A 15,619-nucleotide genomic window follows, 5' to 3' on the forward strand; every position below is an offset into this window, starting at 1 on the left:
CTTCATTTCCTTTTTGTATAACTATACATTTTACTCTTATATTATACATCTTATTTTTTATTTTTCAAGCACTTTTTTGTATTTTATACACTTTTAATGTTTTTTTATTCACATCATATTCTGTTTTATGCACTTTTTATGTGCTCAAACTTCTTTACTTTTCCTAAAAAGTATGTTATTTTGAAGAATTTCTGAATATCTGTACAGGTATATCCGGAGTCAAAGTATTATACGATTTTATGATTAAAGAAATACTGAATCCAGAGGCAGTGCCGAAACGAATTGGAGAACTACTGTCTTTACTGCTAAACCAGAAAGTAAAAGCACTAACCGTACTGCCAAATGATACTACCCGCATCGCTGATGAAACATCTCTTATTATCACCGATATCGTTGTAGAACTAGAAGACGGCAGTATCGCAAACATTGAAATACAAAAAATCGGGTATCAGTTCCCCGGTGAACGATGTGCCTGTTATTCCTCAGACTTGCTTCTACGGCAATATAAAAGAATAAAAGGAATGCAGAAAAGAAAATTTACATATAAAAGTATCAAAAACGTCTACACCATTGTCTTCTTTGAAAAAAGTCCAAAAACATTTCATAAATTTCCTCAAAATTATCTTCATTTTTTTGAACAAAAATCTAATACTGGATTGCAGATGGAATTGTTACAAAAATATATTTTTATTCCTCTTGACATCTTTAAAGAAAATCAGCAAAATAAAGATATCAAAAACAAATTAGATGCATGGCTTGTATTTTTAAGTATGGATAATCCCGAAATGATTGTAAAACTTATCGAAACATATCCTGAATTCAAGCCAATGTACGAACAGATCTACGATATCTGTAGAAATATTGAGGAGGTCATGGGGATGTTTTCTAAAGAATTACGAGAATTAGACAGAAATACTGTCTTATATATGATTGATGAAATGCAAGATGAGCTAGACCAAAAGAAAATACAATTGCAAGATACAGAATCCAAATTAAATGATGCACACACTCAACTAAACAGTACACAGGATGAACTGCAATCCGCACAGGATAAGCTGCACTCCACACAGGATGAACTACACTCCACACAGGATAAACTGTACTCCACACAGGATGAACTGCAAAAAGCTCTTTTAAAAATTGCAGAATTAGAGCATCAACATACTAAAAAAAGCAGGTAGCTCCTACCTGCTTTTCCACTCTTATCCCATCTGTTCCAATACTTCTTCTGCAATATTTCTTGCATGGTCTGAAATACGCTCCAGGCAAATAATCGTATCTAAGAATACAACTCCCGCCTCTGTATTGCACAGATTGTTTGTCAAACGTTTGATATGTTTTGAACGAAGTTTAATTTCCAGATCATCTGCCTTCGTCTCTTTCTCAATTACCTTTAACGCCTTGTCCCGACTGCTTTCCACAAAAGCTTCTAATGCATAGCGGTAGCTGTCTGCACAAACTTCTATCATCTCTTTGATTTCTTCTTTCCCTGTCTCAGAGAACGACAATTTCTTTTCTTTTAACGTCTCTGCAAATTCTGAGATATTTTCACAGTAATCACTGACACGTTCAATATCAGAAACAATTTGAAGTAGGTGTGCCACTTGCTGATGTTCTTTTTCTCCAATTTGAAGTCCCGTAATTTTGATCGCATAATCTGTGACTCCCGCAGTCAGTTTGTCCACTTTGGATTCATCTTCTTTCAATGTATGAATATCTTCTTCACTCAGTGTAAAAAGAACGCGTTTTGCCGCATCTAAAGTCTCATTCACAATCGCTCCCATGCGTGCCACTTCACTGACTGTAGCTTGAAGTGCAAGAGAAGGAGTCTGTAACATTCTATCATCCAGTGAAACAACACTGTCATCTCTTTCATCATCCTTCACACCACTGATTTTCTTAGCAAGTCTGATAATCAGATTGGATACTGGGAACAGCATTACGGTTGTTGCAATATTAAAAATTGTGTGTACTGTACTAATCTCTGTCTGTGTAATCTGACCGTGTCCCCAAACAGGATTGACCACTTTGAAAAACACAATTGCTACCACACTAAAAATAATCGTTCCAATGATATTAAACAATAAATGCATAAGTGCTGCTGTCTTAGCATTCTTTTTCGCACCCATACTTGACAACATTGCAGTTACACATGTACCAATGTTCTGTCCCATAATAATATAAATTGCCGCATTAAATGGAACCAACCCTGCTGCTGCAAGACTCTGCAAAATACCAACAGACGCTGATGAACTCTGGATAATCGCTGTAACAAGTGCTCCCGCTATAATTCCCAATAAAGGATTCTTTCCTAAAGTCACGAAAAGATTTACAAATCCTTCTGACTCTTTTAACGGATCAACTGCTCCTGACATTGTAGAAATACCGACAAACAAAAGACCAAATCCTACGATAATACTCGCAATATCCTTTGTGGATCTTCTTTTTCCGGTCAACATAATCACAACACCAATCATAATCGCAATCGGCGCCAGTGTTGTCGGGCTCAAAAATTTTGCCCATTCCACGCTGGAAACAAGCCATCCTGTTACCGTTGTCCCGATATTCGCACCCATGATAACACCCATTGCCTGTGTCAGGTTCATAATTCCTGCATTCACAAAACCTACAACCATGACAGTCGTCGCCGACGAACTTTGAATCACAGCAGTAATAAATGCTCCCAATAGTACTCCTAATAACTTATTTTTTGTCAATGCTTCAAGAAGCGATTTCATCTTATTCCCAGCTGCATTCTCTAAGCCTTGAGCCATAATCTGCATTCCATAGATAAACATCCCAAGCCCGCCGAGGAAAGGGATAATAATGCTAGTGTAATTCATAGGTTTCCTCCTTCAAATCCTCTCAATAAACTCACTATTTTTACCATAACATTATCTACGGAAGAAAACAACAAAATTTTACATTTTTTTGACATTCTTTTAACTATTTCTTCATTTTCGGGTCGAAAATGAGCGAAGCGAGGTAACCAAAAATAAGTGCCGCAGAAATTCCAACTGCACTTGCCGTAAATCCTCCCATAAATATACCGATAAATCCTTCTTTCCCGATTGCCTCTTTCACACCTTTAAATAGCAAATTGCCAAATCCAAGCAACGGAACACTCGCACCTGCCCCTGCAAATTTTAAAAACGGCTCATAAATGTTTAAGAATCCCAATACAGCACCGCCGCACACAAGCAGCACCATCACTCGTCCAGGCATCATTTTTGTCCGATCCAATAGAATCTGAATCAAGGCACAGATAAGCCCTCCTATCCAAAATGCATTTACATACTCCATATCCTTCTCCTTTTTAACAATGTTCCAACACAATCCCATGCGCGATTCCAGGAACGCTCTCTCCCTCATTAAAACTAACTGTTGACATCAAAGCCCCGGTTGGCACAAATAACACTCTCTTCCATTCTCCGCTTGCAAGTTTTGGAAGAATATACGCAGAAAGCGTAACCGCTGCACAGCCGCACCCACTTCCTCCTGCATGTGTGTCCTGTGTCTTCTGATCAAAAATCATCATCCCACAGTCTGCATGATTGTATTTGATATCTTTCCCCTGCTTTCTTATCAGATCAAAAAGAATGCTTTGTCCCACATATCCAAGGTCTCCTGTAATAATACGGTCATAGTCACTCTCCTGTCTTCCAAAATCCTGAAGGTTCTGTATAATCGTATCACAGGCTGCCGGTGCCATACATGCACCCATGTTCTGAGAATCCTTCAATCCAAAGTCTACAATCTTGCCGACTGTCACACCAGCTACCCTCACATGACTTTTCTGCCTTCCGATTAAAAATGCCCCACTCCCTGTCACTGTCCAGTGCGCTGACAACGGTCTTTGACTTGCATACCCAAGCGGAAAACGAAATTCTTTTTCTGCACTTCCAAAATGACTTGATGTCACAGCCAGCATATATTCGCCATACCCCGCTGCCACACTCATCGCCCCCAATGCAATTGCCTCTCCTGATGTTGAACAGGCTCCATAAAGTCCAAACATCGGAATCTGAAGTGCCTCCACTCCCATAGATGTCGCAATTCCCTGACGCAGTAAATCTCCTCCAAACAGATATCTGACTTTCTCCAACGCAATATTTGCTTTTCCAACTGCCAAAAGACATGCCTCTTTCTGCATCGTACTCTCTGCTGCCTCCCAAGTATCTTCTCCAAACAGATTTTCCATCTCCACCATATCAAATAATTTTCCCAAAGGACCTTCCCCTTCTTTCTTTCCCACAACAGAACCACTGCTGATAATATATGGTGCTTCCTGAAATGCTATGCTTTGGCTTCCTTTCGTCATCATAGTACAATCCCCACTTTCATTAAGAAATAGTAAATCAATCCAAGTACCCAGGAAGTCAGTATCCCATATAAGATAACAGGACCTGCTATCGTAAAAATCTTACATCCGATTCCAAATACCTGTCCTTCTTTCTTATACTCAATCGCTGGTGCTGCCACAGAATTGGCAAATCCCGTGATTGGGACAAGCGCTCCTGCACCACCCCATTTTGCAATACTTGGATAAATATTAAAGCCGGTCAGCAATACACTGATGAGCACCAGAACTAACGATGTCCATGAACCCGCTATTTCTTCTTTCATTCCTGTATTTTTACAGTAATTCAGAATCACCTGCCCAAGCAGACAGATAGTTCCTCCCGTCACAAACGCCTTCGCCATATTTGCATAGACATTGTGTACCGGTGTTTTTTCTTTCACATAGGCTGCATACGCCTGTTCACTCATTTTTTTCATTTTTTGTCCTTTCCTACCATCCTTTCAGGAAAAACAGCAATGCGCCAATTCCCTTCCCGATGGCCATGCTTAAAATGATATACGGCACTCCTCGCAACAATTTAACGCGCCGGATAAAAATAGGAAAAATATTTAAAATTTCTGCCAGTGCCATGGACCAGCACCCTACAAAAATTCCTGCACAAAGTCCAACTGGACCAATCAGAAACTGTACACCCGGAATACAGATTTGGTAGACATACATAATATTCCCTAATATTCCTCCAAGCGCAATCATTTCTTCGTATAAAATAACATTTGCACCTGTGTGTGTCCTGTCTGCAAAATCAGACACCACCCCCAGACCAATGATAAACGAAAATAGTCCTCCTGCCACCGCAATTCCAGAGCTAAGTCCGATGACTGCGAGAATGACTTGTCTTGCCCACATCCATCTCCTGCTCCTTTCTGGAATAATTCTCAATCAACGTTGTCTGGATATCATTCTCGTACAATCGCATTTCCACCTCCATCGGAGTCGGATCGACCGTAAATTTCTTCCCTCCGAAATGATTGAAAAATACTAAAATTCCGACAATGAGCCCCACACAATACGTCAATTCCAATACACTGAATCCTTCTTTGGGTTTTCCCATAAAAAACTCATAAATCTGTGAAAACAGTCGTGAGACATCCACATCGTTATTAAACGCCATAATGGAGAATCCAGCGCCGATAAATGTGACCGCCACAACCCCAACAATCTTTAGGAAATGTCCAATTGGATTTGTCACCTTCTGTTCCTCGTATGTGATGATAATATCCGGCACTCCCAAATTTTGAATATCCAGATTTGGATATTCTCTGTGAATACACTCGATAATCTTCAGTATTGATACCACATATCGGTGCTTTCCGGTATCTGGAATTTTTAACAGTAGAATCGTTTTAATTCTAGCAGCAATCTTTTCATTGGCACATTCCAAGGATAAAATATCCCCAAGTCTCACTTCTCTTTTTTTTACTTCTACATTCTGTTCACTCTTGATATAAACGGTATCCTTTGTCACTGCCATAATTTTTTTATCCCCATCTCAACATTTGAAATCAAAGTCCCTGTATTTGCCGTTCCATTTCCTTTTATTTCATAATAATAATAGAACAGTCCGATTCCAATCGCTGCAAGAACAATGCATGTCAAACAGATGCGAATTCTCCTTCTTGCCTTTTCCATTATTTTCACCTTCCCTTCATATGCACTTTATTATGTCATTTTTTCTCAAAACTATGCAAAAAACCGAGTTCGTACTTTTTCTATTACGAACTCGGTCAATTTAAACCTTCTGCCTCAAATTTTTCAAAATCTTTTTTTCCAATCTCGACACCTGAACCTGAGAAATTCCAAGTGTCTTTCCAACCTGCGACTGTGTCTGATTTGCAAAATAGCGCAAATAGATCAACTGGCGCTCTTCTTTTTCAAGCCCCTCCAAAAGTTGCATAAGTAACATCTGATTGAGCACCTTTTCTTCCTGTTCCCCGGTCTCCTCCAATTTATCCATCAGCTGAATTTCATTTCCATCTTTCTGGTAAATTGGTTTATGAAGTGATTCCACTTCACCGCTCGACTCCATCGCCATGACAAGCTCTTCTTTTTCTACTTCCATAGCTTCTGCTAATTCTTCCAAAGTTGGATCTCTTCCAAGCTTTTCCTGTAGCTTTTCTTTTGCAAAATATGCTTTATATGAAAGTTCTTTCAGCGATCTGCTCACCTTGATCATTCCGTCATCCCGCAAAAAGCGCTTAATCTCCCCAGATATCATTGGCACCGCATAGGTTGAAAATTTGACATCATACGTCATATCAAATTTATCAATTGCTTTCAAAAGACCAATACTTCCAATTTGGAACAAGTCCTCCGGTTCTGCACCTCTTCCGTAAAATCGTTTTACAATACACCAGATCAGACCGATATTTTCCTCCACTAATTGTTCTCTCGCTTTTTCATCCCCATCGTGTGATTGTCTGATCAAAGCGATTGTGTGGTCCATAATTTCCTTCCTTTTCCGATTGTTTTTTGCATTCTTACCGTCGTTCCTTCTCCTTCTACTGATTCCACACAAATATGATCCATAAAAGCTTCCATAAACGAAAATCCCATCCCCGACCGATCCATTTCAGGCTTTGTTGTAAATAACGGCTCCATCGCTTTTTGTACATCCGCAATTCCTCTTCCACGGTCCTCCACTTCTATATAAAGCGTTTGCTCTTTGATATTGCATCGTATGAAAATTTTATGTACTTCATTTTCATATCCATGAATTACCGCATTTGTTACCGCTTCAGAGATCGCTGTCTTCACATCTGCGACTTCTTCTACCGTCGGATTTAACTGTGTCATAAATGCTGCCACTGCAACTCTTGCAAATCCCTCATTTGCAGACAGACTGTCAAAAATCAACTCCATTTCATTTGTATTTTTCATATCGTCTCCTCCTCATACATCTGAATTATTTTTGTCACACCGGACATCGTTAAAATCTTTTTCATTCTTTCATTTGCATGGACTGCCCATACTTCTCCTCCTAGCAGATATACCATCTTGTATCTTCCCATAATCACTCCGATTCCCGAGCTGTCCATAAAATTTGTCTCCTGAAAATCAAAAATGACACACTTAATATGATTTTCTTCAATCAGTTTATCCGACCCCTTCCGAATCTCTTCTGCATTGTGGTGATCCAACTCGCCTGGCAGAAAGATTGTGAGACAATTTTCCTCTACCTGATACTTCATACTTCTTTCCCTCCTGTTAAAAAATCACGTCTGTTTTTTATGCACAAAAAGGATATGTAACCCAACTCGTTACATATCCTTTCTCTTTCGTACCTCTTATTATTGGCTATTGCTTTGACCTTCTTCATTCGTTCCATTCAGTGCATCTGTTGCTTTTTGTGCAACATCACTATTTGGAAACAATTCAATCACACGATTATATTTCTCTGTTGCTTTTTCCGTATCACCATTTCCCGCATAGGAATCTGCAAGCAGCAAGAGTGCCTTTCCATCCTCATAGGATTCATTCATCTTCATGACCTTTTCTAAGGATTCAATCGCTGTTCCATAATTTGCAACCCGATAACTTTGTCTTGCTGAACGATATAACTTGTCACATTGTTTCGGGAATATATCTCCTGTCATTTCATCATACTGTGCTTTTCCGACTTCTCCTAATGAATCCGTAGAAAGTGCAAGCAATTCATCAATTAAGTTCGTCGTATTATAATTCTTCTGATTGTAATGAGAAATCACATTGATCAATGCCTCATAACTGCTCTGTGTGTTGGCTGCTTTCTGTTTTTCGGCTTCCAATTCCTTTTCTTTCGCCTGATAGCCTTCCACCTGCTTTTGCAGTGCACTAATTTCACTTTCTTTGGCAGCAATCTGGTCGCTGTATGCAACCACATCTTTATTCGTCTTTGTCGATTTATTATGGTTAATTGCTGGAACAATCAGAAACCATACAATTGCCGCCCCTATCAGTATTCCGACTACAATATTCAAAATCGTAATTGTTGTGGCATTGTCTTTTAAAGATGATGACACTGGCTGAATAATTGTTTCATTTCCAAGGTTATATGTAACAGTCTGATCCTTTTCTTCGTCAGATTTCGAGGCTTTCTTATTATGCAATTTTGTAAGTTCATGCATATATCGAATGGTAATCTCATTAGTTGCATCTAGCTTATGCGCTTTTCTTAAAACTTGTCTCGCCTTTGCATATTGTTCTGTCTTTAGATACAACAGAGCAAGTAGTTGATATGCTTTCAAAAATGTCGGATGCGATGTAACCACTTTTTTCAGCTGAATCACAGCCAAATCTTCCCCATCCTGTTGGCAATATGTAAGACACTGATTGTATTTCTTAATCGCCTGATTCATCGTCTCCAGTTCACTCGGTGTCTCCTGCACTTTTTTGATATAATAATCTGCAATGTTCTCATGAGATTTAATATTTTTACTAATAATCCATTCTACAAGCGCTTCCCCGACTTCTCCCTGTCCAAAATACATAAGTCCTAACAGATTTCTAGCCGCAATATTATCTCTGTTAAATTGAAGACTTTTCTTCAAGGAAATAATCGCTCCGGACAAATCTCGTATATTTGCCCTACGAAGACCATCATTATACCATTGATTCGATTGATATAGAAACTTTTTTGTATACTCCACTGAAATTCACCCTTATCCTCTACTTATTCTGTTTCATCATTTCACGTAAAATGTCTGTCATATCTGTCATATCTTCCTGATAGACAGCCTCTTCGATATCTTCCACTTCCAAACTTGGTTTAAATTTTTTCAATTCTTCTTCAAAATTAAGCATGCTTTTTTCCTCCCGCTATCAATTCTTTGAGCATCCCGATCAGATACAATGAACCAAGGCAATACACCCTGCCATGCTCCCCTTTTTCTTCCAATGCCATGTAAAACGCTTTCTCGAGATTTTCCTCTTCTATAATCTTTTTATCTGTGTATTTTTGAAAAACATCGGCGAGCTCCTTTGTGCTCACCCCGCGTTCATTCTGAATCTGAGTTAATATATACTGCTTAGCATCTACTGATTCACAAAGCATTTGTATCATCGTTTCATATTCTTTTTCTTTTACCGCTGAGAACAAAATAATTTTTTCAAAGTTATTTCCACGTTGTGTGTTCACACTCTCTGCAAACGCTTCGATTGCCCCCGGATTATGAGCACCATCTAAGATAACCCCCGGCAAAATCTCCTCCATCCTGCCTTCCCAGTGAGTCTTATAAAAAGCATCTGTCCATCGATTCAAATGTTTTTCTTCTTTTATAAGATACTGCATTGCTTCCAATGCGAGCATTGCATTTTCCACCTGATAAAGTGCTTTTGTATCAAGTTTCCAAATACTATTCTCATAATACGCATTTGTAATTGAAAATGCAATATCTTTACTCGTGATTTCCAGAATTTCGTACGCATTTTTCGAGATTTCTCTACAAGGCGCTCCGACCTTTTCTGCACACTCTCGAATTACTTTTGCACTCTTTTCTTCTTTTCCTATATAAATCACTGGCACATCCTGTTTTATGATTCCTGCTTTCTCTGCCGCAATCTGTTCGATTGTCTCACCCAATATCTCTGCATGATCCAAACTGATCGATGTAATGATTGTCAAAAACGGCTTATCAATTGCATTCGTCGCATCCAATCTTCCGCCGATTCCTGTCTCTAATATAATGTACTCCACCCCACTGTCTGCAAATGCGGTCATCGCCATTGCGAATAAAAACTCGAAAAAAGTCGGGTGTGGCTTTCCCTCTGATTTCATTCTCTGCACAGCTGCAAACACTGTATTAAATATACTTAAAAACATCTCATCACTGATTTCTTCTCCATTGATACGAATCCGCTCATTCATCTTCACAAGATGCGGAGATGTGAAAAATCCGACAGTCTTTTTTTCAGCAAAAAGAAGCGACTGCATATATGCACATACCGATCCTTTTCCATTTGTCCCAGCAACATGAATGATCTTTTTCCCTTTCTCCGGGTTCCCAAGAATCTTCAAAAAATCTCTTGTGTGTTCCAAACTGTTTTTCTTTGTAAATTTCGGTATCTCTAAAATATACGCAATCGCTTCTCTATAATCCACTTATCTCACCATCATTTTCTTGTGTATTTTCTATCTATTGTTCTGTATTCTCTGTTGTTGTACCCTCCGTCTGATCAACGGCCGTATCCGGTGCTTCCACCAGTTTTCCACCTTGATAAATATACTGTTTCGATGTTCTGAAAATTCGATTGCTTGAACCGACCTGACTGACTTCAATCGTATCGCCCTCTTTTATCTCAGTATCCAAAATATCGATTCTTGTATTATTTAAAAATGTCGTCTTTTGTTTTTCACCATTGACATAAACCTTACTTGACTTTGTAAAGTTCTCTCCGTACAAGCTGTAACTTCCATCCATCTGCGCAATTAACTCGCTCAATGACACATCAAGCACACCCATCTGCATATGCCCTTCTTCTACCGGATTATTTTCTTTTCCGCCATAGACATACTGCTCTCCATATAAAATATCATACTGTAACAACTCCAGATCTGACAGATAATGCTTTGTCTGACGCCTTGTCTGATGATAATTAAAGATTGTTCCGGAATGAATATCCAATCTGTCAAATACATCTGCCATAATCTGATATGACGGAATATTACGGTCTTCTTTTTGCAGTCCGATATTGTCCCAGATCACATAATTAGTATTGTACAGATAACGATTCTTCAGATCTTTTGCTTCCAATCCCATCGTAGGAAGGTGATCTCCGTACAGTACGAGCACTGTCGGCTCTCCTCTTTCTTTTAATTTCTGTAAAAGTTCTCCAACAAACTGATCTGTCTCGTACAACTGATTCACATAATACTCCCACGCATTTGTACGACCTTCATCCTCAATTCCATTTACCTTGATTCTTGGATTCTCCAACACTTTTTCTTCCGGATAATCTCCATGTCCCTGCACTGTAATGCCAAATACAAAATCTTGCTGTTCTGTGGAATCCATCGCATTTAAAATATGCTGTGTTAGAATATCATCTTTTGCCCATCCATTTTCTGTCACCTGCAAAATATTCATAAACTCTTTACTTGTATAAGTGTCAAATCCAATATTGTTAAACACATCTGCACGGCTATAGAAGTTTCCCCCATTGTTGTGCAGTGCGTGTGCACCGTAGCCAAATCTTGTAAGTGCGGTTGCTGCACTCTCTGCTGTCTGATATTTCAAGACTGTTTTATATGGATATTCCCCAGGTCCGAAATACCGAAGATTCATTCCTGTCAGCACTTCAAACTCTGTATTGGCAGTTCCCGCACCTACAGAAGGTACTTTGAAATACCCTGTAGAATAATTTTCCATCAATTTTCTAAAATTCGGAATGGGATCTTCTGATGTCGTGAAAAATTCTACTTCACTTGGGTCAAAGAACGATTCCAACTGAATAAAAATAATATTCGGCATCTCTTTTCTGCCTGTAGTCGCCTCTGTAATCTTCCCGTTATTACTGATCCGATCAATCGTCTCCTTACTGTAATCATTCGGCTGAGATATCCCTGTATTAAACACACTTGCACTAAAGCAGTATGGAAATCCATAATCCTGATACGCAAATGCGATATTTCCAAAATAATTTGAAACTACACGCTTATTGATTGCCAGATTTGTGATCAATCCGGTAATTCCAAAGCAGAACACAATCCCGATCAGAGCAATAATACGATGCATCTTTCCCTGGTATTGTCCGCCTCTTCTCCACATGGATATGAGCCACACAACCACTGCAATGATTCCTACAGCCAGCATCATGCCCTCAAATCCGGAAAAATATTTATCAAACAATGTCACCGCATCGCCCGCAACCTTTAAATCCTGTGCATTGAACGGCGTTACCCTCACCATCAGCATATAGCCATTTGTGATACCAAGTATCATCCAGAAAGCAGTAATCAATATACGCACAAAAACACGTCTTCTCACCAAGTATACGAGTAAAAATGTGATAAATATCAAGTACGTATTGAACAAAAATGTCCAAGGCGAACCGACCATATAGTCCCATGCTGCAAAAAACGAGTGTCTTGAAATTGATTCAATCACAAGATTGATCAGGCATGCGTACAACACATGCAGCAAAAGCGAAAATCGGTTCATCACTTTATAGACCGGCTGCATTTTTTTTGCAAAAGCACTGTTCCTTCTCTTTTCCAAAATTGCTTCTCTTCGAAGCTTCTTTTTATGCCAATATTCTTTGATATCTTCCTTTTTTAAATGCCTTAGTTTTTGAAATTTCCCCTTTATATCTGGTTTCCTGATGTGGATTCGTTTCATACTCTAACCTCACCTATATTTCCTGACTTTCGCAGGACTTATTTTTGAAGTCCTGCAAGTCTTTCTTTTACCTGTTCCATCATTTGTGTATATTTTTCTAATTTTGCCTTTTCTTCATTAATCTTAGCTTCCGGCGCTTTGCTGATGAATTTTTCATTGCCAAGCATTCCGTTTACACGAGCAAGTTCTTTCTCTAATTTTGCTTCTTCCTTTTTCAGACGTTCAATTTCCTGTTCAAAATCTACCAGTTCTGCCAACGGAAGATATACAACTGCATCTGTCACAACAACAGAAACTGCATCTTCAGCAATTCCTTCCTTGTCTGACTGAATCACAATCTCACTTGCATTCATTAAAGGAGCAGAAGAGATTTTGATTTCTTCCAAACCATCTCTCAATGTCTCATTCTCGCATACAATAAATGCTTTTGCTTTACGGCTAGGTGCAACATTCATCTCTGCGCGCACGTTACGCACACCACGAATTACTTCTTTCATGTGTTCTACCACATTCTCTTCTGCCGCAAAATTCCACTCTTCTTTATATTGTGGCCATGTCGACATCATCAAAGACTCTTCTTCCGGCACTAATGCACTGTAGATTTCCTCTGACACAAACGGCATAAACGGATGTAACAATTTCAAGCCGTTTGCCAATACTGTTTTCAAGGTCCATAATGTCGCATTTGCAGCTTTTGCATCTTCATCTGCATGATACATACGATATTTTGCAAGCTCAATATACCAGTCACAGAACTCATCCCAGATAAAGTCATATACTTTCTGAAGTGCGATTCCAAGCTCAAACTTATCCATATTCTCTGTCACGTCTTTTGCAAGTGTATTCACTTTTGAAAGAATCCACTTGTCTGTCGGTGTCAGCTCGCCAAGATCCGGTGTTGTAATTGTCTTATCTTCCATGTTCATCAAGATAAAACGAGATGCATTCCATACTTTGTTCGCAAAGTTTCTGTTTGCCTCAACCCTCTCATCATAGAAACGCATATCATTTCCCGGCGCATTTCCTGTCACAAGCGTCATACGAAGTGCATCTGCACCGTATTGTTCGATCACTTCCAACGGATCGATTCCGTTTCCAAGTGATTTACTCATCTTACGTCCCTGTGAATCACGCACAAGGCCGTGGATAAATACTGTGTGGAACGGTGTTTTTCCTGTGTGTGCAAATCCAGAGAATACCATACGGATTACCCAGAAGAAAATAATATCATATCCTGTTACGAGCACATCTGTCGGATAGAAGTAATCCAATTCTTCTGTGTTTTCCGGCCAACCAAGTGTTGAGAACGGCCAAAGCGCTGAACTGAACCATGTATCAAGTGTATCTTCATCCTGTGTAAAATGTGTACATCCACAGTGCGGACATACTTCCGGCATCTCTCTTGCCACTACAAATTCTCCGCACTCGTCACAATAGTAAGCAGGAATTCTGTGTCCCCACCAAATCTGTCTTGAAATACACCAGTCACGGATATTTTCCAGCCAGTGCAGATAAATCTTGTCAAAACGTTCAGGAACAAATTTTAATTCTCCAGTCTTTAACGCATTGATCGCCGGTTTTGCAAGTTCTTCCATCTTCACAAACCATTGTTGTTTAATCAACGGTTCCACTGTTGTGTGACATCTGTCATGTGTTCCTACATTGTGTGTGTGGTCTTCGATTTTCACAAGGTATCCCTGCTCTTCCAAATCTGCCACAATCGCTTTTCTTGCCTCATAGCGATCCATACCTGCATATTTTCCACCATGTTCATTGATTGTCGCATCATCGTTCATGATATTGATCTCCGGCAAGTTGTGACGTTTTCCAACTTCGAAGTCATTCGGGTCATGCGCTGGTGTAATCTTCACCGCACCTGTTCCAAATTCTTTGTCTACATAGTAGTCTGCCACAATCGGAATCTCTTTATTTACTAATGGGAGTAATACATTCTTTCCAACAATATCTTTGTATCTGTCATCATCCGGGTGAACTGCGATTGCAGTATCTCCAAGCATTGTCTCTGGACGTGTTGTGGCAATCTCAAGGAAACGGTCTGTTCCTACGATTGGGTATTTGATATGCCAGAAATGTCCTGCCTGTTCCTCATGCTCTACTTCTGCATCAGAAAGGGAAGTCTTACATACCGGACACCAGTTGATAATTCTGGAACCCTTGTAAATATATCCTTCTTCATACAACTTGATGAACACTTCTTCTACTGCTTTGGAGCATCCCTCATCCATTGTGAAACGCTCTCTGTCCCAATCACAAGATGTTCCCAGTTTCTTAAGCTGCTGTGTGATTGTTCCGCCGTACTCTTCTTTCCATTCCCAGGTTCTCTTTAAAAATCCTTCACGTCCCAGCTCTTTTTTGTCAATTCCTTCTTCTTTTAACTGGTTTGTAACCTTTACTTCTGTTGAGATTGCCGCATGGTCTGTTCCCGGAATCCAAAGTGCATTGTACCCCTGCATTCTCTTATAACGAATTAAAATATCCTGCAATGTATTGTCAAGCGCGTGTCCCATATGCAGCTTACCTGTAATATTCGGTGGCGGCATAACAATTGTAAATGGTTTCTTGCTTCTATCTACTTCTGCGTGAAAATATTTATTCTCACACCATCTTTCATAAAGTTTCGCCTCAATCTCCTTTGGATTGTATGTCTTCTCTAAATTTTTACTCATTGCTTCCTCCTTGTAAATCCCTCTCATGATTCGTATTATTCGTAACAAAAAGCCCTTTACATCATGAAAATGTAAAGGGCGAATAATCGCGGTACCACCTTTGTTATATACGAAATCTTTCATATATATCTCTTCGGTTCTTTAACGTGAACCACCCCGTGACTTCCTACTTTGACCTTATTATATAATTATACACAGTTCAGAAATCCGGTTCGAAAGCTACCTTCTACATTTCTATCTTGAAACCACCTTTCAGC

Annotated in this window: 16 protein-coding genes and 1 other annotated feature (1 of these 17 running past the window's edge); of the genes, 1 reads left to right on the plus strand and 15 read right to left on the minus strand. The window is 39.4% G+C overall.

The window, feature by feature from the left end:
• Positions 1–239 precede the first annotated feature (239 nt).
• Positions 240–1,181, plus strand: a complete 942-nt coding sequence (locus ACTQXY_RS02480; protein WP_441658140.1) for a PD-(D/E)XK nuclease family transposase — start codon at positions 240–242, stop codon at positions 1,179–1,181.
• Positions 1,182–1,202: 21 nt separating this feature from the next.
• Here ACTQXY_RS02480 and ACTQXY_RS02485 read toward each other — a convergent pair whose 3' ends face one another.
• From ACTQXY_RS02485 to ACTQXY_RS02555, 15 genes are all read right to left on the minus strand, one after another.
• Positions 1,203–2,843 (minus strand): Na/Pi cotransporter family protein, encoded by a 1,641-nt coding sequence (locus tag ACTQXY_RS02485; RefSeq protein ID WP_441658141.1) that lies wholly within the window; start codon positions 2,841–2,843, stop codon positions 1,203–1,205.
• Positions 2,844–2,946: 103 nt separating this feature from the next.
• The gene (locus ACTQXY_RS02490; RefSeq protein WP_004614680.1) at positions 2,947–3,303 is read right to left on the minus strand and encodes a SpoVA/SpoVAEb family sporulation membrane protein; all 357 of its coding nucleotides are present in this window, start codon (positions 3,301–3,303) and stop codon (positions 2,947–2,949) included.
• 13 nt (positions 3,304–3,316) lie between these two features.
• Positions 3,317–4,321 carry a stage V sporulation protein AD gene (locus ACTQXY_RS02495; RefSeq protein ID WP_441658189.1) on the minus strand — a complete coding sequence of 335 codons (1,005 nt, stop codon included), beginning with the start codon at positions 4,319–4,321 and terminating at the stop codon, positions 3,317–3,319.
• Complete coding sequence (locus ACTQXY_RS02500) at positions 4,321–4,779, minus strand: SpoVA/SpoVAEb family sporulation membrane protein (protein WP_441658142.1); 459 nt, start codon at positions 4,777–4,779, stop codon at positions 4,321–4,323. The genes ACTQXY_RS02495 and ACTQXY_RS02500 overlap by 1 nt, the downstream gene beginning before the upstream one ends.
• A gap of 13 nt (positions 4,780–4,792) precedes the next feature.
• Positions 4,793–5,209, minus strand: coding sequence for a stage V sporulation protein AB (locus ACTQXY_RS02505; protein ID WP_441658143.1), 417 nt, complete (start codon positions 5,207–5,209; stop codon positions 4,793–4,795).
• Positions 5,169–5,834 (minus strand): stage V sporulation protein AA, encoded by a 666-nt coding sequence (locus ACTQXY_RS02510; RefSeq protein WP_441658144.1) that lies wholly within the window; start codon positions 5,832–5,834, stop codon positions 5,169–5,171. Before ACTQXY_RS02510 ends, ACTQXY_RS02505 begins: the two co-directional genes overlap by 41 nt.
• Complete coding sequence (locus ACTQXY_RS02515; RefSeq protein WP_441658145.1) at positions 5,825–5,992, minus strand: hypothetical protein; 168 nt, start codon at positions 5,990–5,992, stop codon at positions 5,825–5,827. The genes ACTQXY_RS02510 and ACTQXY_RS02515 overlap by 10 nt, the downstream gene beginning before the upstream one ends.
• A 100-nt stretch (positions 5,993–6,092) precedes the next feature.
• Complete coding sequence (sigF, locus tag ACTQXY_RS02520) at positions 6,093–6,806, minus strand: RNA polymerase sporulation sigma factor SigF (RefSeq protein ID WP_441658146.1); 714 nt, start codon at positions 6,804–6,806, stop codon at positions 6,093–6,095.
• Positions 6,785–7,240, minus strand: coding sequence for an anti-sigma F factor (gene spoIIAB / locus ACTQXY_RS02525; protein ID WP_441658147.1), 456 nt, complete (start codon positions 7,238–7,240; stop codon positions 6,785–6,787). The genes sigF and spoIIAB overlap by 22 nt, the downstream gene beginning before the upstream one ends.
• Positions 7,237–7,551 carry an STAS domain-containing protein gene (locus ACTQXY_RS02530; RefSeq protein WP_441658148.1) on the minus strand — a complete coding sequence of 105 codons (315 nt, stop codon included), beginning with the start codon at positions 7,549–7,551 and terminating at the stop codon, positions 7,237–7,239. The genes spoIIAB and ACTQXY_RS02530 overlap by 4 nt, the downstream gene beginning before the upstream one ends.
• Positions 7,552–7,650: 99 nt before the next feature.
• Positions 7,651–8,988, minus strand: coding sequence for a tetratricopeptide repeat protein (locus ACTQXY_RS02535; RefSeq protein ID WP_441658149.1), 1,338 nt, complete (start codon positions 8,986–8,988; stop codon positions 7,651–7,653).
• A 19-nt stretch (positions 8,989–9,007) separates the two neighbouring features.
• Entirely contained in the window at positions 9,008–9,142 is a 135-nt protein-coding gene (locus tag ACTQXY_RS02540) for a hypothetical protein (protein WP_022250536.1), read from the minus strand.
• Positions 9,135–10,439, minus strand: a complete 1,305-nt coding sequence (locus ACTQXY_RS02545) for a glutamate ligase domain-containing protein (RefSeq protein WP_441658150.1) — start codon at positions 10,437–10,439, stop codon at positions 9,135–9,137. Before ACTQXY_RS02545 ends, ACTQXY_RS02540 begins: the two co-directional genes overlap by 8 nt.
• A gap of 34 nt (positions 10,440–10,473) precedes the next feature.
• Entirely contained in the window at positions 10,474–12,675 is a 2,202-nt protein-coding gene (locus ACTQXY_RS02550; RefSeq protein ID WP_441658151.1) for an LTA synthase family protein, read from the minus strand.
• Positions 12,676–12,713: 38 nt separating this feature from the next.
• Complete coding sequence (locus ACTQXY_RS02555) at positions 12,714–15,362, minus strand: valine--tRNA ligase (protein WP_441658152.1); 2,649 nt, start codon at positions 15,360–15,362, stop codon at positions 12,714–12,716.
• Positions 15,363–15,433: 71 nt separating this feature from the next.
• Positions 15,434–15,619: a binding site (T-box leader), on the minus strand (it continues 60 nt past the right edge of the window).

Source organism: Faecalimonas sp. LCP19S3_D12 (assembly GCF_052121495.1).
Lineage (GTDB): Bacteria > Bacillota > Clostridia > Lachnospirales > Lachnospiraceae > Faecalimonas.